Source organism: Kitasatospora saccharophila (assembly GCF_039529925.1).
GTDB lineage: Bacteria > Actinomycetota > Actinomycetes > Streptomycetales > Streptomycetaceae > Kitasatospora > Kitasatospora saccharophila.
Window position 1 is genome coordinate 31,088 of sequence record NZ_BAAANS010000002.1, and the last position, 22,997, is coordinate 54,084.

Below are 22,997 nucleotides of genomic sequence, written 5' to 3' on the forward strand. Positions count from 1 at the left end.
CTCCGTCAGTTCCTGGTGTTGGTCAAGGTGGGGTGTCGTTCGGTGCGGGTCACCCCAATGGTCCAGTCCCACGGGAACGGGCGGCGCGCGAGGAGGGTGTCGAGGCGGTGGCTGGCCTCGGGCCGGGTGCGGGACCACTCGGCGTAGGCGAGGTAGGCGGTGATGCCGAAGACCGGGGTCAGCGCCTGGTACTGGGGGGCGCCGGTGGTGGTGATGTCGTAGCCGTAGGCGTCGGCGAACTCGGCGTACAGGGCCGGGTCGGCGCCGAACACGTCGCAGTCCCAGGCCAGGGCGGCCTGGTCGAAGCCGGGGTGGGAGACGGTCATGGTCTCCAGGTCGATCAGTGCCGGACCGCGCGGGGTGAGGGCGGCGTTGCGGAAGCCGATATCGCCGTGGGTGGTGACGGCCCGGGGCCACTCGATTCGGTCGTACGCGGCGGCGGCCTCGGCGAGGAAGCGGTGTAGGTGGGCGCGGTCGCGGTCGGTGATGGCGGTCGGTGGCAGCAAGTCGAGCCGGCTCGCGGCTTCGGCGACCAGATCCCTGGCGGGTAGTCCGATGTGGGTGAGGGGTTCGATGCGGTGCAGGCGGGCCACCAAGTCTCCGAGTTGGCCGGGGCTGGGGCGCTGGGTGCCGAGGTCTTCGGTGAAGGTGACGAGTAGCCGACGGGCGGCGATCGGGTGGCTGATCCGGCCGACCGGTCCGGCGGTCGGTATGCCAACGGCCAGCAGCGCCCTCGCCGTCCGGACCTGGCGCAGCGCGTCGATGTACTCGACGTGGGGGCCGTGGACCTTAGCGATCGCACCTTCGCGTAGGCGGAACGTCCAGTTCAGGCCCGCCTGGAGGAGTTCGGCACCGTCCGGGTCGAAACCTTGGAGGACAGCGGCGTCAGCGAGTGCAATGCGGGCAACGGCAACAGGATCGGTAGCGGCGCGGGCGGGCTTCGCCGGGGCGGGGCGGGTGATGGGCACATTGGTCCTTCGACGGTGGTGTGCTGGTTCGGCCGGGGCGGGCGTCCCCTGCGAGTGCGCGGGGGACGCCCACCCGGGGTGGCGGTGGCTACGGGGCGGGGCGGGGGGCGGGGACGGTGCGGTCGCGTTGGAGGTCGAGGAGTTCGCGGAACAGGCCGTCGCGGTGGGCGAGTTCGTCCCAGGTGCCGGTCTGCACGATCCGGCCCTGGTCCATGACGACGACCCGATCGGCGAGTTTGGCGTTGGCGAGGTTGTGGGTGACCAGCAGGGTGATCCGGCCGGGGGCGAGGGCGCGCAGGGCGTGCAGGATGCGGTGTTCGGCGCGGGGGTCGAGGTCGGAGGTCGGCTCGTCGAGGATGAGCAGGCCGGGCTGGCGGGCGGTGCGGTAGAAGGCGCGGGCGACGGCGGCGCGCTGCCAACCGCCGCCGGAGAGTTCGGCGCCGCCCTGCCAGCCCTGGGCGAGCAGGGTCCGCCAGCCGGAGCGCAGGCGGTCCACGACCTCGTCGAAGCCGGTGAGCGCCGCCGCGTCCCTGGCGGCCTGGACGGGGTCGCCGTCGTGGCGGCCGAGGTGGATGTTCTCGTGAGCGGGCAGCGGCCAGCGGGCGAACTCCTGCGGCACGCGGGCGACTTGCCGGAACAGGCCGTCCGCGTCCAGGTCGGCGATCGGAATGCCGTCCCAGGTGATCCGCCCGTCGCCCTGGGGCAGGTAGAGGCCGGAGAGGAGCTTCAGCAGCGTCGACTTCCCGGAGCCGTTCTGGCCGATCAGCGCGACGACCTCGTCCTGCCGGAGGGTCAGGTCGATGCCGCGCAGCGCGGGCTCCTGCTGCTCGCCCGGGTAGGCGTAGCTGAGGGAAGTGACCTCGATCGTCTTCGGCGGGCCGGGGACGATCTCGCCGCGGGCGATGCGGTGGCCGCCGGCGGAGTCGAGGAAGGCGAAGTAGTCGTCGAGGTACAGGCCCATCCGGTAGAGGCGGGTGCCGTTGCCGACCATGCCCTGCACGCTGCTGGCGGCGGTGCGCAGCGCGAAGGTCGCGGAGCCGGCGGCGGCGAGGCCGATGCGGCCGGTAGAGACCAGGAACAGCAGCGCGCCCCACATCAGGGCGGCTCCGGCGCCGGTGGCGAGGGCGGCGAGCAGCGAGACGCGGGCGGCCTCGCGTCCGGCTTTGTCGGTGACGGTGACGATCCGGGCTTCGGCTTTGCGGTACTTGGCCAGCATGAAGTCGAGGACTTGGTCGGAGCGGACCTGGTCGGCGCGCTGCTTGTCGATCAGGTGCCAGCGGTAGATGCGCAGGGCGGCGCGTTCGTCGTTGGTGGTGATGGTGGCGAGGTAGTGGATGCGGGCGGTGCGGACGGCGGCGAGTCCGGCGGGGACCGAGCCCAGCAGGAGGAAGGGCAGCAGCAGGGGGTGCAAGGTGGCGAGCACTCCGGCGGCGGCGACGAGGGAGACGGTGGAGGCGATGACGTCCTGGGCGGAGGTCAGCAGGTCGGGCGTGGTGGCCGCGCCGCGGTCGGCGGCCTCCCAGCTCTCGTTGTACGAGGGCTGGTCGTAGGCGGCGAGTTCGGCCCGGCATCCGGCCTCGATCAGTGCCATGTCCGCGTCGCGGTTGACCCGCGGTCCGACTCGGCCGGACAGCGTCGTCACCGCGATGCCCAGGGCGGCGCGCAGCGCGGCGGAGACGGTCAGCAGGGTCAGCGACGGTGCGGCGGAACGGAGGTGGGTGGTGACGGGGCCGGGGCCCAGCAGGGCGGTGAGGGTGCCGGTGGTGGCGTAGAGGGCGAGCGCGCCGAAGACGCCGGAGGCGGCCTGGGCGAGGAGCAGGAGCAGGGTGGAGCGGTGGTCGGCGTGCCAGGCGAGGGCGAGGGAGCGGCGGATCAGCTCCGGCAGGCGGCGGACCATGGCGCGGCTGGAGATGGACGTGCCGACGCTCGCGCGCTTGTCGCCGGGGAACTGGTAGCGCAACTCCTCGTCGTGCTCGGGCTGTTCGGCGCGGCCGTCGGGCCGGGGGCCGGTCTCCTGGACGGGTGTTTGGCGGGTCTCGGTCACGTTGCTCCCTGGGTTGGTGGCTGGGCGGCAGGTGCGTGCGGGCAGGCCGGAGTGCCGGGCTTGTCGGGCGCGGCGGGGCGCGGTCGGCAGGCCCGATGATGGGCGTGCCCGGGTAACAGCGGTGCCGGTCGGCAGGCTGCGGGGCAAGGGGTTCGCTGGTTGAGTCCCTGATCCTGACAGGGGGCCGTCGGCGTGTTCGGCGTGTCCGAGGCGGGCTCACCCGATCCGGGTAAATCCGTGTCGGTGTCGGCGAGTTGGTGGATCTCGATCAAGCAACTCCTGTGTGGTGGCGGGACAGCGGCAGAGGGCCGGGCCGACGCTGGACTCCACGTCGGCCCGGCCGGTGCGGTCAGTGGCGGACGGTCTTGACCTGGGCGTCCATCACGTCCCACAGCACGCTGCGGTCCCAGCAGGTGACCTCCGGGAGGTGATCGGAGATCGCCTGCACCTCGGGTGTCGCCAGGATCTCCGCGCTGAGGAGCGCGGGCAGCAGCTCCTCGGTGACGTAGGTCCGGTCGATCGGGCCGAGGCCCGCGGGCGGCAAGTCCTCCGCCGGGATGCGCTGGCGCTCCTTGTCGGGCCCGTGCCCGGTGCTGGGCCGGTCCGCGCCGACCTGCCCGAGGACGGCCGCCGCGTGCCCGCCCACCCACACCATGCCGCGGTAGGTGAGCATCCGGTCGGCCTGGTCGTCGGGGCGGAAGACGCCGTCGGGGCCGAGGACGGACCGGTCGAGGGCGTAGGCGCGGTCGGCGACGTTGTCCATGGTGAGCGGGGCGCGGCCCGCAGGCCAGGCGTTCCAGTCACCGCTGATGAGGGCGAGCCGCTTGTCCTTGACCATGTTGGAGAGCAGCCAGCGGAGTTGGTCGCTGCGGGCCTCGGGGTTGCCGAAGTTGCCGTGGATGGAGGCGACGGAGATCTTGCGGCGGCTGAGGTTGCTGGTGGCCGGGTCGGCCATGTACAGCCGCGCCGTGGCGGGGCGGTGCCGAATGCCCTCTACGTACGGGACCCATTCCGGGTCGGGTCGGAAGACCGTGGTGTCGTAGAAGAGGGCGTTGCGCGACCCGGGACGGACGTTGGACTCCTCCACGAACGCCAAGCCGAGCCGGTCGGCGACCAGTTGGGCCTGGCCCTCCTGGAGTTCCTGGAGCGTCAGCAGGTGCGGTCGGATGCCGCTGGCCTGGGTGCGCTGCTCGATCAGCTCCAGGAACTGCTGGACCTTCTGGCCGTGCTGGATGTTCCCGTTGGCGTGTTCGATGACGTCGGGGAGTGGTGTGGTGCTCATGCGGATGCCTCTCGGTGTCGGGTCCTGCTGGAAGGCGCGCCGGGGAGTTTCGCCGGAGCCGTGGCGGTGGGGGTGCCCGTGCCGGCGGCTGGGCGGACGACGGGCTCACGGCCGCGGGAGGGCCGGTCGGGCGGCGGTGACGGCGGTGGTGATGACCTTGGCGGCCTGGGCGAGTGCGGCGGTGATCTGTTCATCGAGGTCGGGCGGCACCAGGGCGGTCCGCAGCCCGGCGTGCTCGGTGATCGCGGTCAGCTCCCGCTGCTGGGCGTCCGGGAGGTCACCGGTGAGGGCGTGGCGCAGCAGGGCTTGGGCGCTGTAGCCCTCGCTGGCCTCAAGGGTCCAGCCGGTGGCGATCTCGTGGAGCCTGCGGGCCGCGTCCGGCTGGGCGGCGACGGTGCACAGGTCGGCTGCCGTGAGGATCAGCTGCACGTCGAACAGCGGGAGCCGGGCGGGTCGGTAGGCGCCGTGGGCGTCGAGCATCGCGGTGATCTGCTCGGTCGTCGCTCCGCCGGTGAGTTGGGCGCAGGCGACGGTGAGCTCGGCGGCGACGACCTGTTCCCAGAGGTCGCCGGGCGGGGCGGTGTCGATCAGCAGGGCGGCCAAGTTGGGCTGCCCGGCGAGGGCCATGGCGACGGCTCCGATCTGCCTGGCCTCGAACAGGCCGGGCTGGCGGGCAACCTCCGGAGCGCCTTTGATGTGGAGGTGGGCTTCGGTCCAGCGGCCTTCGCTGACCAGGGCGCGGGCGCCGTGGGCCAGGTGCGCGCCGTCCCACCACTCGTACACGTCGCCGCGGGCCGGGGTACCGGTGACCAGTCCCGCCAACGGCAGGCACTTCGCGGCCAGGTCCGCGTCCGCGTCTTCGCCGATCGCCCGCGCCACCTCGGCGAGCACGTCGAGAGCGGCCTGCCCCCGGCCTTCCCGTATGAGCAGCTCGACGGCGGTGAGCTGGAGTTCCAGGGCCTGGCGGGCGTGCTCGACCGACAGCGGCCGGTGCGCGAGGTACAGGTGCGCGTGAAAGTCGCACAGCCCGTACGCCGCGCCGGGGTGGCCCCGGTCGTGGGCGAGGACGGCCGCGCGGTGGTAGACAGCGGTCGCCAGGCCCGTGTCTCCCGTCGCGGTGGCCTGGGCGGCGAGTTCGGCCAGTTCGGCCACCCGCTGCTCCAGCGGCGGCGCGCCGGGGTCCGGGCGCGGGACGAGCGGAAAGCGGGCGAGGGCGTCGGCGAGGGGGCCGGTCGGCGCAGGGCGGGTCACCGGGTTGCCTCCGTCCGGGCGGCGAGGCCGAGGGCGGCGGTGGCCGCGGCGGCGGCCATTCGCGCGGGGTCGGTGACGCCGAGGCGGTCGGCGTGGCCGAGGAGTTGGGCGGCGAGGACCGTGTGCCGGCCGCCCCACAGCTGTCCTTGGTCGTGGAGGTCCGCGACGGCGCGGCCGTAGGCGGTGTGGACCTCGCTCCAGGCGGGCGGGCGGCCGGGCCCGGCCTCCGGGGCGCTGTCCTCCAGCAGGGTGTGGGCGGCGCGCACGCTCTCGTCGGTGACCGCGGGCCACAGGCCGCCGGCGGTGGCGTCGGCGATCCGGCTCCAGGTGTCGGCGACGCCTTGCCGGTCCAGGGCGGCCCCGGCCATCGCGGCCGCGCTGTGCAGGACGAACAGCTCGTCGCGCCGGTCGGGCTGGCCGTCGTGGACGGCGCGCAGGTAGGCCAGGACCTGGCGGCTGTCCTGGTGGTGCCAGCGGCTGGCGGCGGGCAGGCCCGCGACGCCTCCGGCGGAGTACGTGAGGGGCTGGTGGGCGGTGAGCTTCCAGGAGGTGATCATCCCGACGGCGAGGCACAGGTCCAGCACCTCGCGCTCCGGGTCCTCGGCGGCGAAGCCGGGCCGGGCCGCAGCCTCGCACACCAGCGTCCAGGTGTCCGCTCCGCGCCGGAAGTACCAGCCTCCGATCGCGTAGCTGTCCTCCAGCCGGGCGAGGGCCGGGCCCAGGTGCCGCACGACGTGCACCTCGGGGGTGGCGGTGGCCAGGCGCAGCAGGTACTGCCGTGTGGCGGGGGCGGTGGTGCCGGTGGGCATGGTGGTGTTCTCCTTGGCCGGGGGTGGGGTGGTCGGTGGTGGCGGGTCAGCCGGTAGGGGTGGTGGCGGGCGGTACTGCGGAGTCGGGCACGATGCCCAGGCCAAGGGCCAGGACGAGGGCGTTTCTGTGGCCGCGGGCGCCGAGTGCGGCGTAGCCGTGCGACAGCCGCTTGTGGACGGTGCCGCGGGTGACCCGGCGTTCGGCGGCGACGGCCGCGGTGGAGGTGGCGATGCACCGGGCGAACAGGGCGGGGAAGTCGGCTTCCATCCGGTCCAGGTCCCACGGGGCCGCCCGGACGATCGGGGCCGGGTCGAGGAACCCGTCGACCACGCTGCGGCCCAGCATGTGGAAGATGTCGGTGTAGCCCCGGGGGTGGACGGACCGGCTGAAGGTGTTGGGGAACCACCTGTTCTCGGGGGCCATCTGCGAGACGATCGAGTCCTGCTGCCGGCCCTCGGCGATGGCGGCGATCATGTGGGTCTCGGTCGCGGTCAGCGGGTTGCGGCGCACGGGCGGGCCGATCATCCACCCGCCCTGCGAGGCGAACACGGCCGTGCTGCCGGCCAGACGGGGCGTGGTCTCCGGGACGGTCACGGCCAGCAGCCCGTCGACGGGAAGGCCGCCCGCCTCGGCAGCGGCCCGGACCGCGGCGTGGCCGTCGCGCAGGTCCGCGTCCAGCACGTGCCAGCCCTCGGGCAGCCCTGCGTGAGCGGGACCGATTCCGTCGGCTCCATCGGGGTTCAGCAGCACGCACGGCAGCTTGGAGCGGCGCACCGCCCGCACGAAGACCACCAGCGGGAGGGTGGTGTCACCTGCCGGGCAGCGCCGGATGACGTCCGGGTCGATCAGCACGCCGCGGTGCGCCGCCAGCAGCCGGTCGAACAGCCGCTCGCCCTGGTAGGGGGTGGTGGCTGCGGACGGCACCGGGGACGGGTCGGGTCCGATGGGGCGGGGCGGTTCGGAGTCCAGCCAGGCCAGGAGAGCGCCGATCGTCATCGGGCACCGCCGTCCGTCGCGGCAGCGGTCTGGTGGGCGCAGTGTCCGGCTAGTGCCCGGCTGACGTCGGCCGCCTGGTTGAGGAGCCCGGCACGGTTGACGTGGGCGTTGAGTAGCGCGGGCAGTACGTTGTGAGGTTCCAGGCCGTCCGGGGCGCGCAGCAGGGCGTCGCGGTACTCGGCGAGGGCGTCGTCCCGCTGCTGCCATGCCTGTGCGAGGGCCCGGCCTTCCGTGGTGTCGGCCAGCACGTCGTCCGGGCCGGCGAGTTCGGCGGCGGTGCGCGTGAGGCGCGGCGAGAGGCTCACGCGGGAGTAGGAGTGTCGTCGCCGCTCCCGCAGCCAGGCGCTCCCGGCGTCCGGGCCGAGCAGGCCGATGGCCAGGCGGAGCATGCTCACCGCCGTGACCGCGAGCGGTTCGGCGCTGTCGCCGCGCTGGTAGGCGAGTTGGGCGAGCACGGCTCGGGTGTCGGCGGCGAAGACCTGTTCGGCGGCGCGCAGCGCAGCGCCCCGGCCGAACCGGCCGGCCTGGGGCTGGTGGGTGTCGTAGCCGGTGTGGGTGAGCAAGCCTCTCTCGCGCAGGTCCTGGGCCCACTGCCCGACCCGCTCGGCCGCCAGCGGCCAGGCGCCCGCCTCCGGCAGCAGCAGGACCAGCCGCAGGTTCGTCCCCTCGCCGCCGCGCTTGAACCACCAGGACGGCGGGTTCACCCACTTCTTTGTCAACTCGCCGACCTGGGAGAGGATTTCGTCGGCGCGCTGCGGGTTGCCGTGCAGGCGGGCGGAGAGCACTCCGGACGCGCCGGGCAGCTGCCAGTCCAGGAAGCCCGTCGTGCGCGCCGGGCGCGGGGCGGTGGGCAGCGGCGGGCGGGTGGAGTGCAGTTGCACGGTCAGCTCCACCGCGCGCCCGCACCACCCGTCGGCGTCGGCCGCGGGGGCCTCCACCAGCACCGCCGCCGGTTCGCGCTCCAGGTGCTCGTGCAGCAGCACCAGGTGCTCGGGCACCGTCCGGTCCAGCGGCAGGCGCCGGCCGTGCTGCACCAGGTAGACGCGGTCGGGGACGCGGTAGCGGTCCAGCCACGCCACCGTGGCCGTGCGCCACTGCTCCCACGGCAGTTCGGTGGCGGGCAGGGCGGTGGCGGGCAGGGTCCACCGGGCCGGGGAGAGCACCACCGGGCCCCGCACCAGCCGGGGCAGGAACGGCAGGTTCGAGGCGGCTCCCCAGTGGAACGCGGCGGGCCACGAGGTGAACGCGGTGCCGATCTCTGTGAGGAACCGGGCCAGCGGCCCGGTCGCGGAGCGCGGCCACAGCGGGCTGAGCAGCCGGGCCTCCAGCGGGCTGCCGTTCGCCAGGTTCACCAGCCACATCCGCCGCTCGTCCGCGCACACCCCGATGTCCTCCAGCCGCACCGCTCCCGCCGAGGACTCCGGGCACTCCCCCAAGGGCAGGACGGGCAGCAGCGCCGGAGTCCGGGTCAGGTTGGCGGCGCGGCCGGTCAGCGTCGGAGCCGACACCTGCACCGCCCGCGCACCGTGGCGGGCCGCCGGGGCACCGCGCAGCGCCGCGGTGAGCTCCTTCCGGTCCCCGTCGTCCAGCAGCGGCAGGAACCGGGTCGCGGTCGTCCCGCCGGGGCGCGGCTGCGCTTCGACCGCCACCCCGTAGCGGCCGGGCCCGCCGTCCGCGCCGCGGCCGTCCGCCAGCAGCCGCACCGTCAACTCCACGTGCGCGGGCACCGCACCCACCGGACCGGGGCCGAGCCGACGAAGCAGCGCCCCGTCCACCTCGACCTCCTCCAGGCCCTCCACCGCGGCCTGCTGCGCCAGGGACAGCAGCAGTTCGTCCCGGGCGCCGAAGGCGGCGGCCGGGACCGGCAGCAGCGAGCCCCGGTACCCGCCCGGCAGGCCGATCCCGCTGTTGGGGCTGACCAGCTCGGGCAGCGGCACCACCGCGCCCGCCCCGTAGGCGCGCAGGAACCGCGTCCGATACGCCGTCCACACCGGGTGCCCGCCCGGGTGCGGGGACAGCCGCACCAGCGCCTCGGCCGCGTCGGTGAGCATCGGGGCCAGGCCGTCGGGCAGCACCATCGGCCCGGCGTCCAGGCGAAGGTCGACCGCCACCGGGGGCGCGCCGCCGAACCGCTCCGACCGCTCGGCAGCCCAGCAGGCCAGGCCCGCGCGCACCGTCCGGCGTTCCTCCGCACCGGCCAGCCGGTTGTGGGTCATCAGCTCCTGGCGGACGTGGCGGACCTCGGCGAGCAGCGGGCGCGCGGCCGTCTCCAGATCCGCGCCCGTCTTCGCTGCGGCGGCCAGGAGGTGGCCGAGCGGGTCCAGCGCGGTCGTCGGCGGGCGCAGCGCGCTGATCACCAGGCCCGCGTGCAGCAGGTCGCGCACCAGCTTCCGGGCGGAGGGCACACTGAAGTGCGGGTGGTCCAGCACCACGCGGCCCATCACGTCGCCCAGCGCCACCGGCCCGCCGTCGGCGGCCCTCAGCGCGGTGAGCACCGCGTCGGTGGCGTCCACCGCGACCTCTGTCCCGGTCTCGTGATCGGCCAGGAACACCTTGCCCCCGCGGCGCCAGCGCGCCCGGTTGCCCGTCACCGGCAGGCTCTCGCCCGTCGCCGGCTCCAACCGCTCCAGCACCGCCACGAGCCAGCGCGCGTCCACCCGCGCCACCACCCGGCCCTCCCCCCACACCGGTGCCACCGGCACGTCGCCCGTTCGCGCCACGCTCACCCCGCCGGACAGGCCGGTCGGCGTCGCGCGGGTGCCCACCAGGACGTGCGCCATCACCGCCGAGACCAGCCGCCGAAGCTGGGCGGCCCCGATCTCCGCGCCGGCCGCCACCGACCGTGCCCGGCGCAGCAGCTCCGGTTCGCCCCCGGCGTCCGGCACCGCCAAGTCCCCGTCGCTCTCCATCACCTCGGCGAGCCAGCGCCGCCACACCTCGGCGGCACGCGGCCCGGAGTCGGCCAGGTCCGGCCACCACGCCGGGATACGGCTGTTCGGCCGCGCGGCAGCACGCACCAGGACCGGACCAGCAAGCCTGTACACGGAGGTCACCTCGAAAATCAGCAGGAAGGACATGAAGGAGAGGCGGCGGCAGATCGCCGCCGAAGGACGGCCCGGTCAGGCCGCGGTGCTCGTCCGCGCTTGGGCCTGGACGCCCAACTCAGCCAGGAAGACGGCTAGTTGTGCCGGGCCGGAGGTCAGGGCCGCCTTCATGCCGGCCTCGCGGGCACCGGCCACCGCGACCGGCCCGGCGGCGGCGTAGTGCACCCGGCCGGGCGGCAGCCCCATGTGCTCGGCGACGGCCCGGAACGCCAGCGAGCTGGGCACGGTGACGCCCAACTCGGCCGAGCAGTAGGCGACTTCGACGCCGATACCGTGGAAGGCCAGGTCGCGGCGAACGGAAGCGGCTCCGTTGGCGAGCACCGCGCAGCGCACCCCCGCTTCCCGGGCCCGGTGCAGCAGCTCGACCATCCGCTCCCGACGGCTGCCCCGGTCCTCGCGCCACGCCCGCACCGCCACCGCGGCAGGGACCGCACCGACCTGGGCCGCCAGGCGCTGGCGCACACCGGCCGCCCACCGGTGCTCGGGGGTCAGGCCGAGCAGCATCGCCTCGTAGGAGGAGTGCCGGTAGGCGTGCCGCTCGACCGTGCCCGGCGCCAGGCCCGCCGCCCGGTCACCCTGCACCGCTCCCGTCCCGGGACGCACCAGGACGGCCAAGTCAACCAGCAGCACAGCCGGTTCCGGCTGAGGGTCGCTGCCCGCAGGGAGGCTCAGGGCCCGGTGGCCCGACGGCTGCGGGGCGCGGGCGGGCCGGGCCCGGCGGTGCGGGGCGGCGAGAAAGAACGAGCCCCCGGGGTGGAACGCCACGCAGGTCACCGCCCGTCCGGGTGCGCGGTACGGCGCCGTCCGAGACCGAGCAGCGGCCGGCGGTGGCGGCCCCGGCCGCTCTGGTCGCCCTGCGCGGCTTCCAGGGCCGGTACGTCGCCGGGCCGTGCGCTCTCCTCCCCCCTGTCGACGCGGTGGAGGTAGGCCCAGACGAAGCCGCTGAGCCTGCGGATACACGCCTCGCAGGCGACCATGGGCGCGTCCGCCCCGGCGACGGTGACCCGGCCGACCCACATCACCCGCCTCCACTCGCCGCAGGCCAGCCAGCACAGGCCGTCTGTCCACTCGTTGCCGTCGTCCTCGACGGGCAGCTCAGGGCGCTCGCCTCGGGCGAACGCGGCGATGCCAGGGAGGATCGTCGCCAGGGCGCCGGGCGGGCTGTCGGGCAACGCGATCACAACGTCACCCGCCCGGCGTTCCCGGTCGGCCCGGCGGCGGACTCCACCGGCCGCCCGACCCGGCCGGTGGGCAGCGAGTCCGCTCCAACCAGCCGCAGCGCGGGCAGCCGCCCCTCCCCCTTGGTGTCGGCGGTGACGGTGAGCAGCGTCCAGCCCTGCCACACGCCCGCGCGGGCCACCAGCCCGTCGTGGCGGACCTCGTGGCCGGTGGTTACGCGGCCGGGCGTGGCCAGCCACGTGTCGACAGCGCGCTTGCCACCGGGCAGCGCCTGCCGCACCAGTTCCTCGGGGTCCGGTCCGCCGGGGGCGTGCACCTCGGCGCGCAGGCCGTCCTCGTAGGTGGCGGTCGTGGTGGTGTAGCACTGCGGGTCGCCGCCGGTGGAGGTGGTGATCACGGCGGGGCCGGGGTGGTCGGCGAGCAGCAGAACCGGTATCCCGGTGCTGGCGACGGTGGCAGCCGCCTGGTCGCCGAGCACCGGCCCGGTGGTGGCGTTCATGGGTGGTTGAGATCCTTCGAGCGGGGTTCGGGACGGGAAGCGGTCGGGCAGTCCGGGCGCTGTGGACTGGTGGCGGAGGCACGGGATCTCAGCGAATCGGGCTGCCCAGCGGGAACCTGCCGCGGGCGGTGGCCAACGCGCGGGCGAGGTGATGGGGGTCAGTCAGGACCGGTCGCTTGCCTGCGGCGGCCTGCGGGGTGCGCAGCCACTCCCGGCCGCTGCCCCGACAGCCGAGCGGCGGCACCCGGACGGTCCGTGTGGAGTTGAGGCGCCCGTCCAGGCGGACGATGTCCGACCCGGGCCACAGCGCCGGGGAGGCAGGCACGATGAACTCGACCGCGTTGACGAGGTGGTTGAGGATCACCGGGCCGACCGCGACCTTGGGCCGCTGCTCGTCGAGTGCACGGAGCGCGATCCGGCCGAGGGCTTCCGGTACCCGGATGGCGACGATGCCGACTCCGACGGGCACCGGCGCGGCGTCCCCGCGCTGCCAGCACCGCAGGACCGTTTCGGGCGTACGGGATCGCTGTGCGAGCCAGCGCATGGCGTTCAGGCCCGCAGTCCGCCGGGAGGCGGGGGCGGGCACCGCGGGTCTCGGCACTGCGTGTTCAGGCTGCGGCACGGTCGCTCACCTGGATGCCGAGTTCGGCGAGCCGCTGGAGGAGGGCGGCGGGGCCGGTGAACCGGTCCGCGGCCAGGCCGGCGGCGCGCGCTCCGGCGACGAAGCTCTCCTGGTCGTCGAAGAAGTGGATCTGCTCCGGGGGCAGGCCGAGGCGCTCGGCGACCGTGAGGAAGGCGAGCGGGCTGGGCTTGGTGACGCGCAAGTCGGCGGAGGCGAAGGCGGCGTCGAACTCGATGCCGTGCAGGTCGAGGTCGGTGTGGAGTGCGTCGGTGAAGTTGCTCAGCACGGCGCAGCGGACGCCGTCGGCGCGCAGCCGCCCGAGGAGGGCGACCATCGTCTCGTCGCGGCGGCCGCGGTCGGCGCGCCACGGTTCGAAGGCGGTGGTGGCGGCGTGGGTGCCGAACTCGTCGGCGAGGCGGCGGTGGACGCCGTCGGCCCACTGCTGGTCGGTCATCAGGCCGACCTTCGCTGCCTCGTAGGAGGGGTGCTGGTAGGCGTGGCGGGCGATGGTGCCGGCCGGGAGGGTGGCAGCTTCCTCCCCCAGGCGGGCGCCCGCGTTGTCGAAGCGGCGGAAGAGACCGTTCAGGTCGAACAGCAGCAGGGCGGGGTGCATGCGGGTATGTCCGTTTCCGGTGGGTCGGTTGGTGGGCGGGGCCAGTGAGGCGTGGCGGTGCTGCTCAGGCGGCTGCGGGGTTCTCCATCGCGGCCCGGTAGACGGTGGTGTAGCGGTCGGCGACGTGCTCCCAGCCGTAGACGCGGCGGGCGTGCAGGGCGGCGTTGACGGCGCGGCGGGCGCGTTCGCGTTCGTCGGTGAGGGCTTGGACGAGGGTGTCGGCCAGGGCGTCGACGCTGTCGGGGGCGACGAGCCAGCCGGTGGCGTGCTCGCCGTCGGGGGTGATGGTGCGGGCGGGGCCGCCGGTGGCGGTGGCGATCGGCGGGGTTCCGCAGGCCATCGCCTCGATGTAGACCATGCCGAAGGGCTCGTTCACGGCGGGGGCGGCCATCAGGTCGGCGGTGCGCAGCCCTTCGGGCAGGTCGTCGTGGCCGCGCCAGCCGGTGAAGAACACGGCGTCGGCGATACCGAGCCGGTGGGCGAGGTCCACCGGGTGGTCGCCTTCGCACTCGCCGGGGTAGCCGCCCCACATCAGCAGGACGGGGCCGGAGTCGAGTCGGGTACGGGCCTTGGCGAAGCCTTCCAGCATGACGGGCAGGCGCTTGAAGTCGAGGAAGCGGCCGGACCACAGCACGATCGGCCGCAGGCGGCCGGTGGCCGGGTCGGTGAAGCGGCGCAGGTCGGCTTCGGTGTAGCGCAGGGTGCCGGGTTCGCCGCCGGGGGCCCAGCCGCGGGGGTCGTTGACGAGCCAGTGCCGCAGGTTGGCCAGGCGCTGGTCGTCGCTGCGCTGTTCGGGCCGGAAGTGCTGGGTGTCGACGCCGTTGGCGATGACGGTGATCTCGCGGTCGGCGAGGGAGGGCAGCAGGGTGGGGGCGAGGTCGCGGTCGTGCTCGGAGACGGCGACGATGCGGCTGGTGAGGGCGGCGGCGTGTTGCAGGCGCAGGATCCAGTTCAGGGAGTGCGTCCACTGCCGCCAGTCGGTGGTGTGCAGCAGCGCCCGCTGCTGGTCGGTGAGGTGGTGCTGCACCGCGAGGGCGTCGGCGGCGTCGGCCCGGTCGGGCCGCTCCGGGGAGAGTTCGGCGGCCAGGTGTTCGGGGGTGGCGCTGACGGCCTTGGCGAGGTCGAGGCACTCCCACATGCCGGCGATCAGCTTCAGTTCGGTGCCGTGCAGGGTGGTGACGGTCGGCGCGTCCGGGTAGGTGGCGTGGGCGGCGTGCTGGAGGTGGGAGAGGTGGTGGAGGTGGACGACGTCGACCGGCCCGAGGGTGCGGTGGCGGCGCAGGTGGCCTCTCCACGCGGCTTCCAGGTGCTCGGCGGCCAGGTCGGGGACGGCCCCGAACATGGGGTCGGGGCAGCCGGTGCCGGGCTGGGAGCGGTCCTCGTAGGAGGGGTGGAAGGGCCGCAGCACCCCCTCCTGCGGGTTGCTCCCGGCCTTCCAACGGGCGTGGGCCTGGTCGTAGGCGTGCGGGCGGACGGTCAGCCCGCGGTAGAAGGTCAGAGCGTGCCCGGTGTCGCCCACGTCGCCGAGGGAGCCGACCAGGACGCGGGTGCGGTGCCCGCGCTGGGCGAGTTCCCGGTTGAGGTAGCGGACAACCTGCGCGGAGCCGCCGCGCGGGTAGAAGATGCACGCGGTGTCGACGGTCAGCTTTCGCACAACGGCTCCCGGCCGGTGGTGGTGGGTATGACGAGGAGTCGGCCGCCGGCGGCCTTGCCGGACCACATCGCCTCGGCGTCGGCGCGCGGTGCGCGGACGGTGACAGTGAGGGCCTGGGCCAGGTGGTGCTGGTCGCGCATCTCCACCGGGCCGTCCAGGGTGAGGGCGCGGCTGGAGGCGTCCCAGGTGTAGGGGAGGTGGCCGAGGCCGGAACGCACCAGTTCGGCGCGCAGCTCGCCCTCGGTCAGCGGCGCGCGGACGGCCAACTCGACCATGCAGCGTCCGCGCTGCCCGACGGGGCAGCGGTTGGCGTCGGTGCACGTCGGCGTGCCGTGGACATTGGCGCGGTCGGCGCGGCCCAGGACGTACGCCAGGGCGCAGGAGTTGGTCTCGTAGATCGGGTGGTGCGCGTACCGCTCGGGGATGTCGGCGAAGAAGTCGCGTGCGGGGGCGGGCCAGATCGCCTCGGCGCTGTGCAGGTCCAGGCCGGGGTCGGCGAGGGCGGGCCACAGGTCGACGGCCTGCTGACGGGCGCCGGGCTTGACCTTGAGGCCGACGGTGACCGAGCACTCCGCCCAGCGGGCTGCCCAGTCGAGCATCCACGCCATCGACTCGGGGTCGGAGTTCTGCGGCAGGGCGGGCCGCCAGTAGTGGACGACGGGGATCCGGGCGGCGTGCAGGCGGGGGAAGTTGTCGCGCAGCCGCCCGTGGTGGACGCCCTTCTCGACGTCGCGGCCCAGGCCCGAGTAGGAGAGGTACACCACCACGGGCAGCCCGGCCGCCCGGGCGGCGTAGATCTCGCCGATCACGTCGTCGGGAACGTGGAACTTGGTGATGATGCACACCGGGTTGCGAACCTGTTCGGCAACCAGGGCGCGCAGCAGGCCGGTCAGGTGTTCACGGTTGGTGGGCGTGGCGAGCGCGTCGGTGCAGGTGTACAGCGCGTACGGCTTGTCGCGGCGGTAGTGCGGGTGGGCGAGCAGCAGCCGCACCGCCTCGGTGGGGGTGGCGAGTTCCACGGGACGGGTGCCGGTCAGCCCCAGGTCCTTCAAGTAGCAGTAGCCGCACTGCGCGACGCAGCCCTGCATCGGGTTGAGGACGCCCCACGTGTCGTGGGTGTCCACCACAGGCTCGAATATTCGTTCGATTAAGGGCGCAGATGTGTCGGCCATGCGGGTCTCCCCCTTGTTGGTGAGGTCGTCAGTGCGGGCGCATCCCGGCCCGGCCGGGATGCGCCGGCCGGGCGGAGCGGAGGCGCCGGTGCGGGCGGGGCGCAGGTCTTCCGCCCGCACCGGGGCGGGCGGTGGATCAGGCGGTGGCGGGGAGTTCCTGGGCCAGGCGCACGAGGGCGGGCCCGTACTCGGGGTGGGTCAGGGCGTGGGCGAACTGGGCGATCAGGTACGCCTGCGGGTTGCCGGTGTCGTACCAGCGGCCTTCGATGACCTGCCCGTACACGGCGCGGTCGGCGGCGTAGGCGTTGAGCGCGTCGGTCAGGTACAGCTCGCCGTCCGGGTTCTGCTGGAAGCGTTGGTACTGCTCGCGCAGCTCGTCCACGACGCCGGGGGTCAGGACGTAGCCGCCGATCGCGGCGAAGTGGGAGGGTGCGTCGGCGGGCTTGGGCTTCTCGACCAGGCCGGTGATCCGCAGCGCGCCGTCGCCGAGGTCCTCCTTGACCACCGGGACGCCGTACCGCTGGGAGTCCTGCGGGTCCATCGGCATCAGGGCCAGCACCGGGGCGGCGGTCTTCTCGTACGCGGCGATCAGCTGCCGGGCCCGGGGCACCTCGGCCACGAATACGTCGTCCGGCCAGAGGACCAGGAAGGGCTCGTCGCCGAAGTTGCGCGCCGCGTTGAGCACGGGGGTGCCGTTGCCGTACGGGCCGTGCTGGTACAGGTAGGTGATGTGGCCGCGGCGGGACAGCTCGCCGACCTCCTCGACCGCGTCGGCGTAGCCGGGCTTGCCGTCGGCGCGCAGTTGGGCGACGAGCGCCGGGTTGGGCCGGAAGTGCTCCTGGATCGCCGACTTGTCGCCGGAGACGACGATGGTGATGTCGGTGATGCCGGAGTCGATCAGCTCGCGGACGGTGTGCTCGATGACCGGCCGGTCGCCGACCGGGAGCATCTCCTTCGGGGTGGCCTTGGTGAGCGGGAGCAGCCGGGAGCCGAGGCCCGCGGCGGGGATCACGGCCCGGCGGATGGTGGTGCGCATAGGGGGTCTCTTCCTGTGCATCTTGGTGGTCGCGCCCTACGGCACGGCGAACGAGACGTACCGATGGCAACTAATTGGTCACTGATGGTAGTTGGCGGGGGTGGTGGCCCACTTCGTGCCGACGTACTTGTCCGGCAGCAGCTCGGCCAGCGGCACCAGCAGGCCGCGGCCTTCGCGCGGGACGACGACCCGGAGGCCGGGGGCGTGGTCGGAGAGCAGTTCGCGGCAGCCGCCGCACGGGGCGACGATCCGGGCCGGGCCGCCCTCGGACGGCTTCGGGTAGCGCACCGCCGCCATCGCCACCAGCGGCTGGTCGGTGTAGATCGCGGCCTGCGCGAGCGCGGCGCGCTCAGCGCACAGCGAGTAGCAGCCGACCATCGCCTCCAGGTGCACGCCGGCGAACACCCGGCCGTCCGCCGCCAGTACCGCGGCGGCGATCTGGCGGCGCCCCTCGACGTACCGGCTGCGGATCGTCTCGTACGCGGTGGCCACCAGGCGCGCGGCCGTCTCGTCCGGGCAGGTGCCGGCGGGGTTCGGGTTGAAGACCACCCCTGCCGCCAGGGTGTGGCCGTTCACGCGGCGGTCCGGAGCGCAGCAGTGTCCAGGTGGATCTGCGAGGGCTGCGGGCCCCGGCTGCCCTGGTACTTACCGCGGTAGAGCATCGGGTCGCCCTGGACGCGGCGGAAGTCGACCTGGGCGAGGGAGACGCCCGCGTACACCTTCACCCGCTGCACGACGCGCAGTTGGTGGGTGAGCTGCCCGTGCGAGCCCTGGTCGATCAGGTCAGCGGTGACGTGGCTGTAGATGCCGAGGCGGGCGGAGCCGGAGCGGGAGTGCATGAGCGGCACGTAGTGGTCGGAGCCGATCACTTCGACGGACGCGCCGAGGTAGATCCGGTCCGGCTCCAGGACGATGCCCTGCTCCGGGATCTCCAGTGTCTCGAAGTCGTTCGGGCGCCGGGTGTCGAGCACCGTGCCGGTGTAGACGACGAGCGTCGGCCCGAGGGTGAGGTTGTAGGAGTTCGGGTTGACCTGGGCCGCGTCGAACGGCTCGATGGTGAGCCTGCCGGCCTCGCGTTCCCGGACGATCTCCGGGCCGGTAAGGATCATGGGGGGTGTCTCCGATCGTGAATCAGCGGGCGGCGGCCAGCAGTTCGGGCCGATTCGGTGCGGTGGCCTCGCCGATCCGCCCGAAGTGCCCGTCGTAGAGCCGTACTTCGCCGCAGGCGGCGGTGAAGGTGATCTGGCCCATCCGGTCGCCGGCGTGGACGACGGCGGGCTGGACGACCTCGATCTCCAGCGTCCAGCGGTGCACGGCGCCGAGGTTGCCCATGTCGGCGCTGAACTGAAGGAAGATGCCGAGGCGGCCGAGGCTGGAGCGGCCGATCAGCGACGGCACGTAGTGCGCGCTGCCGATCTCCTCCACGGTGGTGCCCAGGTAGATCCGCCCCGGCAGCAGCAGGGCCCCTTCCTCCGGGATGGCGAACTCCTCCAGCACCTGGTCGCCGGGGCGGGTGTCCAGCACCTGGCCGCGGTGCACCCGCAGCGTCGGCCCGAGGTGGTAGTTGTACGAGTTCGGGTTGACCTGGATCTCGTCGAACGGCTCGATGGTGATCCTGCCCGCTTCGCGCTGCCGGGTGATCTCCGGGCCAGTGAGGATCACCGCAGCACCTCCGCCGCCAGCCCCCGGGCGCGCTCGCGCAGGGCGGTCAGCGAGCCGGTGTTCTCCACCTGGTGGTCGTACTCGGCGATGTCGCCTTCGGTCGGGTGGTCGTCGGCGCCCTTCGAGAGGTCCCCGCGCCCGGACTTCCGGGACAGGCGCAGGCCCTCGGGCGCCCAGACCCGGACGAACACCGCGCCGAGCCCCCGCAGCGCAGCCGTGTCGGCGGGCCTCATGTCGTCGCAGAGAACTACCGAGTCGGGCCGGTCCCGGAACAGGTCGCTGACGGTCCGCTCGAAGCGGCTGGTGAGGGAGCCCGGGTTGATGCGGCGCAGGTGCTCACCGAGCGCGTTCAGCAGTGCCCCGTCCTGCCGGCCGGACTCCGGCACGGGCATCCCCGCGGCGCGGTAGACCGCGGCCTGGAGCTCGTAGAGGGGCACGCCGAGCTTGACGAGGGCGACCGGGCGGCCGCGCCCGGCGAGTTCGTCGCGGAGCATCCCGGTGAACGTGGACTTGCCCGCGCCGGGGCGGCCGTGGCTGGCGATGATCATCACTACCTCCTCTGGATGGATACCTGGTCGGCCGAGCGGCCGAGCGGGGCGCGCCCGGCCCTGGACAGCCGGTACGGGGCTCGGATCAGGCGGGCATCCGGCTGGCGATCAGCGTGCGGGCGGCGTCCCCGAAGACCGCGAGGCCGCGCAGCTCGGCGAACAGCCCCCGGAACCGGGCGACCTCCGCCGGGTCGGTGACGGTGAGGGGGCCGCCGTACTGGTCGAGGTCGACCCGGACCGCGTTGGTGAGCATGAAGGCCCAGGGCTGGCTCAGCACGGTGCCCTGGGGGATGACGCCGATGGTCATGCCCGGCAGGTCCAGGCACTCCAGCAGGTGGGCCAGCTGCCCGCGCATCACATCCTCGTCCGCGAAGGGCGCGGTCAGGGCGTGCTCCGTGAGGATGATCTCGAACTGGCGCTCGCCGTCGATGAGTTCACGGCGGGCCAGCCGCGCCTTGATCGCGGCGTCGATGTCGTCGGCCGAGACGGGGTACAGCCCCCTGACGCCCTCGAAGACGGCGCGGGCGTACGCCTCCGTCTGGAGCGCCCCCTGCACGATCGTGTTCTCGAACGCCTGGATGTGGTTCGCGGAGCGCAGCAGCTCCAGAAAACCGCTCTGGAGAGGCACCAACTCCACGGTGCCAGCGGCGAGTTCCATCGTGTTCTCCTGTTCAACGATGCCCTGTAGGGCATGACTGGGAAGCCGTCGGTGACGGCCGCTTGGCTGGGTGTCCGCCGTGGCGCAGGACCGGCGGACTTGGCCGCAGCAGGGGCTCCTCCCCTGCCGCGCGTTGTCGGGCGGTCATGCCGAGGCGATCCGGTGCCCGATCCGCGCGGGTTGCCGCTGGGTCTCGCAGAGCGCCCGCTTCGGCGGTAGCTGGTCCGCGCTGCCCGTCTCGCCGGCCTCCTGTCGGTCAAGTGCCGCTGGCCGCCCCGGGGTCCCGTTCGGTCGACGGACCCCGGGGCGACCCGCCCGACTGTTCCGGGCGGCGCTCCGACCTGCCGAAGGGGTAGGCGGGTCGGAGTTGGCTGGCGCACACCCTCCCGTCCCCCACACGGCCAAGAGGGTGCTGCACCAGCAGTCGTGAAGATCGGATGGCCCCGAAGTCCAGGGCCGGAATCGGATCAGGCGGCGCTTCGGCCGGGCGCGGCCCGCGGCTCGGGCCACCGCAGCGAGACCACCCGGCGGGGAAGGCGGGCCAAGCGGCCCGCCGCTCTGCGGACCGACGAACGCCCTGCTCCAGCCCGTTGGGGCATCTCGCTGCGCCGACCGACCAGGTCGACGATGGAGCTGGCCTCGGCGCCGGGCTGCTCGGGGAACTGCACGACGAGTTCGAACCAGACCGCCCGCTGGAGCGTCCCGTCGTCGCCGGGCCGCAGCTCCGAGCCGACGTTGTCGGCGAACGCCCCGACGATCGACAGGCCGCGCCCGGACTCCGCCCACAGGCCCCTCGCGGCGCGCTGCGGTACGGAGCGGGTCCGGCAAGGGCCCGTGATGGTGACCCGCAGCATGCCGGCGGCGCGGTCCGCGGCGGCTTCGACCCGCAGGTCCTGGCTGCCGTCCTCACCGCCCACTCCGTGCTCCAGAGCGTTGGTGGCGAGCTCCGAGGCCGCGAGCCGGACGGCGTACAGCTGATCGGGGTTCAGCAAGTCCGACAGCCCGCGGACAAGCTGGTCGCGGACCCCGCCGACCGAGGCGTGCACGGCGGGGACGGTGAAGTGGGTGACGAGTGCAGGCATGGCAGATCCTCCGGGCCGGTCTGGTGGTGCGGCTGGGGGTGAATCCGGGACGGCCCAGAGACCGTCGAGAGCACGCCGCCCGCCGGCCGCGCGAACGCGGCGACTCGGCGGGGAGCGGCTTCATGCGAAGTGCTGGCGAGGAACCGGAGAGCATGGCCCCTCGGAGCGACATGTGTCACCGTTGGACTGCTATCCGTGACGAACAGCATGAGGTCTAACGCATCGTCAGCGCAAGCCACGTCGCTCAAATATGAAAATTTTCAGCTCTGTTGGCAATGCACCGCCTCAGTGAGCCACTACGTGGTGGCGAACCACCGGTCGGGGCGTGCACACTGGTCCACGGACAGATCCGGAGGGGACGAATGGCCGCAGCACAGCGCGCCGCAGCACCGCAGGTGCGGTACAGGCGAGCCGCAGTCGAGTTGCAGCGGCTCCGCAAGGAGCGCGGAGAGTCAGCCAGCGACGTAGTGGCCGCTATCGCGGGGATGAACCTCGTCAAGCTCTCTCGATATGAGAACGCCCAAGTGCAGCTCAAGCCGGACGTGGTGAAGGCCCTCCTCGACCACTACGAGTGCGATCCGGCACTGGCCGAAGTGCTACTCGAAGGACTTCGGGACAACGGCCGACCTGGCTGGGTCGCTGGATACGGCGATCTCAACCCGCTTCACCAGGACCTGATCCGGCTCGAAGAGACCGCCGTCGGGAACAGGTCCTACGAGCAGTCCTACATTCCGGGGTTGCTCCAGACACGGCGGTATGCACACGCCATCATCGCGTCCGGCGTCCACCAGACTCCGAGCGTCGAGGAACGAGTCGAAGTCCGGATCAACCGGCAGGCGGTCCTGACTCGTGCCACGAACCCTTTGAAGCTCTGGGCGGTCATCCACGAGTCGGCGTTGAGCATGAAGGTCAGCGACGGCGTGATGGAGGACCAGTTGGACAGGCTGATCCAATGGAGCGCCCTGCCCAACATCACCATCCAGATCATGCCGGCCATGGCTCCTCCCCATCCGGGAATGAGCGGCCCGTTCACGCTTCTGGAGTTTCCGCACCGAGACCTCGACCTGGTCCTGCTGAGCGACATGATCAGCAGTAGGTGGGTCGAGAAGGCCGCGGAGGTTGAAACCTTCCGCACGGCCTTCGACGAGATCATGGCGACAGCCCTCGGTCTCGACGATTCCCTCAAGCTCATCCGCGAGAAGAGAGAACAGCTCAAGTGACCTACTACTCCGATGCTTCCACCCTTCCGGTCGCGTGGATGAAGGCAAAGGGCAGCAACCCGAACGAGAACTGCGTCGAGTGCGCTGGTCATGCTGAGGTGATCGTCGTCCGGGACAGCAAGGACCCGAACGGCCCCGCTCACGCCCACACGAAGGGGCAGTTCGATGCCTTTCTCGCTGCGGTTGCCGGGGGCACACTCGTGCCGGTCGTCTGAGCCAGACAACCCCTGTGCGGCCCGGCGCCCTGGCGGGTGCCGGGCCGTCGGCATGCTGGCGGCCGTCTACCGGGCTCGGGGCGGCGGCGCTACGGTGGCCCGGCCGAGGAGCAGCGGTCGAGCTGCCCAAGACGCAGCCGAGGAGCCCGCGATGGCCTTCTACCCGACCGCTTCCGCCCTGCCCGTGACGTGGCGGAAGGCGTCCGCCAGCAACCCGAACGATAACTGCATGGAGTTGGCGGGCCACGCCGGCACGGTGGTCGTGAGGGACAGCAAGGACCCCGACGGTCCCGCGCATGTTCACCAGCCGGACGCTGCTGGCGCGTTCCTGGCCGCCGTCGCTGCCGGTCAGCTCGTGCCGATCGCCTGACCGGGCGGCTCC

General features: G+C 73.3%; 24 protein-coding genes. 3 read left to right on the plus strand and 21 right to left on the minus strand.

All coding sequences use genetic code 11. The features are described from left to right. Positions 1–5 precede the first annotated feature (5 nt). The 21 genes from ABD345_RS01875 to ABD345_RS01975 form a co-directional block, all read right to left on the minus strand. The gene (locus ABD345_RS01875; protein ID WP_344549882.1) at positions 6–968 is read right to left on the minus strand and encodes an aminoglycoside phosphotransferase/kinase family protein; all 963 of its coding nucleotides are present in this window, start codon (positions 966–968) and stop codon (positions 6–8) included. A gap of 88 nt (positions 969–1,056) precedes the next feature. Beyond that, positions 1,057–3,012, minus strand: a complete 1,956-nt coding sequence (locus ABD345_RS01880) for an ATP-binding cassette domain-containing protein (protein WP_344549883.1) — start codon at positions 3,010–3,012, stop codon at positions 1,057–1,059. A 349-nt stretch (positions 3,013–3,361) separates the two neighbouring features. After that, the gene (locus tag ABD345_RS01885) at positions 3,362–4,294 is read right to left on the minus strand and encodes a hypothetical protein (RefSeq protein ID WP_344549884.1); all 933 of its coding nucleotides are present in this window, start codon (positions 4,292–4,294) and stop codon (positions 3,362–3,364) included. Between the two features lie 105 nt (positions 4,295–4,399). Next, a complete protein-coding gene (locus ABD345_RS01890; RefSeq protein ID WP_344549885.1) occupies positions 4,400–5,545 on the minus strand; it encodes a hypothetical protein in 1,146 nt (381 codons plus the stop codon). Further along, complete coding sequence (locus tag ABD345_RS01895; RefSeq protein WP_344549886.1) at positions 5,542–6,354, minus strand: lantibiotic dehydratase C-terminal domain-containing protein; 813 nt, start codon at positions 6,352–6,354, stop codon at positions 5,542–5,544. The genes ABD345_RS01890 and ABD345_RS01895 overlap by 4 nt, the downstream gene beginning before the upstream one ends. 46 nt (positions 6,355–6,400) lie before the next feature. Beyond that, positions 6,401–7,351 (minus strand): MalT transcriptional regulator family protein, encoded by a 951-nt coding sequence (locus ABD345_RS01900; RefSeq protein ID WP_344549887.1) that lies wholly within the window; start codon positions 7,349–7,351, stop codon positions 6,401–6,403. Continuing rightward, complete coding sequence (locus tag ABD345_RS01905; RefSeq protein ID WP_344549888.1) at positions 7,348–10,395, minus strand: lantibiotic dehydratase; 3,048 nt, start codon at positions 10,393–10,395, stop codon at positions 7,348–7,350. Before ABD345_RS01905 ends, ABD345_RS01900 begins: the two co-directional genes overlap by 4 nt. A 75-nt stretch (positions 10,396–10,470) precedes the next feature. Then, the gene (locus ABD345_RS01910; protein ID WP_344549889.1) at positions 10,471–11,085 is read right to left on the minus strand and encodes an HAD family hydrolase; all 615 of its coding nucleotides are present in this window, start codon (positions 11,083–11,085) and stop codon (positions 10,471–10,473) included. A 140-nt stretch (positions 11,086–11,225) separates the two neighbouring features. Continuing rightward, positions 11,226–11,636, minus strand: coding sequence for a hypothetical protein (locus tag ABD345_RS01915; RefSeq protein ID WP_344549890.1), 411 nt, complete (start codon positions 11,634–11,636; stop codon positions 11,226–11,228). Continuing rightward, a complete protein-coding gene (locus tag ABD345_RS01920) occupies positions 11,633–12,133 on the minus strand; it encodes a hypothetical protein (protein ID WP_344549891.1) in 501 nt (166 codons plus the stop codon). Before ABD345_RS01920 ends, ABD345_RS01915 begins: the two co-directional genes overlap by 4 nt. An 88-nt stretch (positions 12,134–12,221) precedes the next feature. After that, the gene (locus tag ABD345_RS01925) at positions 12,222–12,602 is read right to left on the minus strand and encodes a hypothetical protein (RefSeq protein ID WP_344549892.1); all 381 of its coding nucleotides are present in this window, start codon (positions 12,600–12,602) and stop codon (positions 12,222–12,224) included. A gap of 139 nt (positions 12,603–12,741) precedes the next feature. Beyond that, a complete protein-coding gene (locus ABD345_RS01930) occupies positions 12,742–13,368 on the minus strand; it encodes an HAD family hydrolase (protein WP_344549893.1) in 627 nt (208 codons plus the stop codon). A gap of 64 nt (positions 13,369–13,432) precedes the next feature. Beyond that, entirely contained in the window at positions 13,433–15,022 is a 1,590-nt protein-coding gene (locus ABD345_RS01935) for a glycosyltransferase family 4 protein (protein WP_344549894.1), read from the minus strand. After that, entirely contained in the window at positions 15,010–16,146 is a 1,137-nt protein-coding gene (locus tag ABD345_RS01940) for a radical SAM family protein (protein ID WP_344549895.1), read from the minus strand. The genes ABD345_RS01935 and ABD345_RS01940 overlap by 13 nt, the downstream gene beginning before the upstream one ends. A gap of 184 nt (positions 16,147–16,330) precedes the next feature. Further along, complete coding sequence (locus tag ABD345_RS01945) at positions 16,331–17,230, minus strand: UTP--glucose-1-phosphate uridylyltransferase (RefSeq protein WP_344549896.1); 900 nt, start codon at positions 17,228–17,230, stop codon at positions 16,331–16,333. Positions 17,231–17,308: 78 nt separating this feature from the next. Further along, positions 17,309–17,806, minus strand: a complete 498-nt coding sequence (locus ABD345_RS01950; RefSeq protein ID WP_344549897.1) for a cytidine/deoxycytidylate deaminase family protein — start codon at positions 17,804–17,806, stop codon at positions 17,309–17,311. Beyond that, a complete protein-coding gene (locus ABD345_RS01955) occupies positions 17,803–18,339 on the minus strand; it encodes a dCTP deaminase (protein ID WP_344549898.1) in 537 nt (178 codons plus the stop codon). The genes ABD345_RS01950 and ABD345_RS01955 overlap by 4 nt, the downstream gene beginning before the upstream one ends. Positions 18,340–18,361: 22 nt before the next feature. Then, the gene (locus ABD345_RS01960) at positions 18,362–18,892 is read right to left on the minus strand and encodes a dCTP deaminase (protein WP_344549899.1); all 531 of its coding nucleotides are present in this window, start codon (positions 18,890–18,892) and stop codon (positions 18,362–18,364) included. Further along, positions 18,889–19,440 carry a hypothetical protein gene (locus ABD345_RS01965; RefSeq protein WP_344549900.1) on the minus strand — a complete coding sequence of 184 codons (552 nt, stop codon included), beginning with the start codon at positions 19,438–19,440 and terminating at the stop codon, positions 18,889–18,891. Before ABD345_RS01965 ends, ABD345_RS01960 begins: the two co-directional genes overlap by 4 nt. A gap of 85 nt (positions 19,441–19,525) precedes the next feature. After that, the gene (locus ABD345_RS01970; protein ID WP_344549901.1) at positions 19,526–20,098 is read right to left on the minus strand and encodes a DUF5753 domain-containing protein; all 573 of its coding nucleotides are present in this window, start codon (positions 20,096–20,098) and stop codon (positions 19,526–19,528) included. A gap of 467 nt (positions 20,099–20,565) precedes the next feature. Further along, complete coding sequence (locus ABD345_RS01975; RefSeq protein WP_344549902.1) at positions 20,566–21,180, minus strand: ATP-binding protein; 615 nt, start codon at positions 21,178–21,180, stop codon at positions 20,566–20,568. Positions 21,181–21,542: 362 nt separating this feature from the next. On the opposite strand from ABD345_RS01975, the gene ABD345_RS01980 reads away from it, so the two are divergent. The 3 genes from ABD345_RS01980 (at position 21,543) to ABD345_RS01990 (ending at position 22,985) form a co-directional block, all read left to right on the plus strand. Next, a complete protein-coding gene (locus ABD345_RS01980) occupies positions 21,543–22,400 on the plus strand; it encodes a helix-turn-helix domain-containing protein (RefSeq protein ID WP_344549903.1) in 858 nt (285 codons plus the stop codon). Then, complete coding sequence (locus ABD345_RS01985; protein ID WP_344549904.1) at positions 22,397–22,615, plus strand: DUF397 domain-containing protein; 219 nt, start codon at positions 22,397–22,399, stop codon at positions 22,613–22,615. Before ABD345_RS01980 ends, ABD345_RS01985 begins: the two co-directional genes overlap by 4 nt. 151 nt (positions 22,616–22,766) lie before the next feature. After that, a complete protein-coding gene (locus tag ABD345_RS01990; RefSeq protein WP_344549905.1) occupies positions 22,767–22,985 on the plus strand; it encodes a DUF397 domain-containing protein in 219 nt (72 codons plus the stop codon). Positions 22,986–22,997 lie beyond the last annotated feature (12 nt).

Coding starts and splice junctions, on each gene's coding strand:
- ABD345_RS01895 (WP_344549886.1), bottom strand. CDS start 6,354: ATGCCCACCGGCACCACCGCCCCCGCCACACGGCAGTACCTGCTGCGC.
- ABD345_RS01975 (WP_344549902.1), bottom strand. CDS start 21,180: ATGCCTGCACTCGTCACCCACTTCACCGTCCCCGCCGTGCACGCCTCG.
- ABD345_RS01930 (WP_344549893.1), bottom strand. CDS start 13,368: ATGCACCCCGCCCTGCTGCTGTTCGACCTGAACGGTCTCTTCCGCCGC.
- ABD345_RS01980 (WP_344549903.1), top strand. CDS start 21,543: ATGGCCGCAGCACAGCGCGCCGCAGCACCGCAGGTGCGGTACAGGCGA.
- ABD345_RS01965 (WP_344549900.1), bottom strand. CDS start 19,440: ATGATCATCGCCAGCCACGGCCGCCCCGGCGCGGGCAAGTCCACGTTC.
- ABD345_RS01990 (WP_344549905.1), top strand. CDS start 22,767: ATGGCCTTCTACCCGACCGCTTCCGCCCTGCCCGTGACGTGGCGGAAG.
- ABD345_RS01945 (WP_344549896.1), bottom strand. CDS start 17,230: ATGCGCACCACCATCCGCCGGGCCGTGATCCCCGCCGCGGGCCTCGGC.
- ABD345_RS01900 (WP_344549887.1), bottom strand. CDS start 7,351: ATGACGATCGGCGCTCTCCTGGCCTGGCTGGACTCCGAACCGCCCCGC.
- ABD345_RS01920 (WP_344549891.1), bottom strand. CDS start 12,133: ATGAACGCCACCACCGGGCCGGTGCTCGGCGACCAGGCGGCTGCCACC.
- ABD345_RS01955 (WP_344549898.1), bottom strand. CDS start 18,339: ATGATCCTTACCGGCCCGGAGATCGTCCGGGAACGCGAGGCCGGCAGG.
- ABD345_RS01970 (WP_344549901.1), bottom strand. CDS start 20,098: ATGGAACTCGCCGCTGGCACCGTGGAGTTGGTGCCTCTCCAGAGCGGT.
- ABD345_RS01885 (WP_344549884.1), bottom strand. CDS start 4,294: ATGAGCACCACACCACTCCCCGACGTCATCGAACACGCCAACGGGAAC.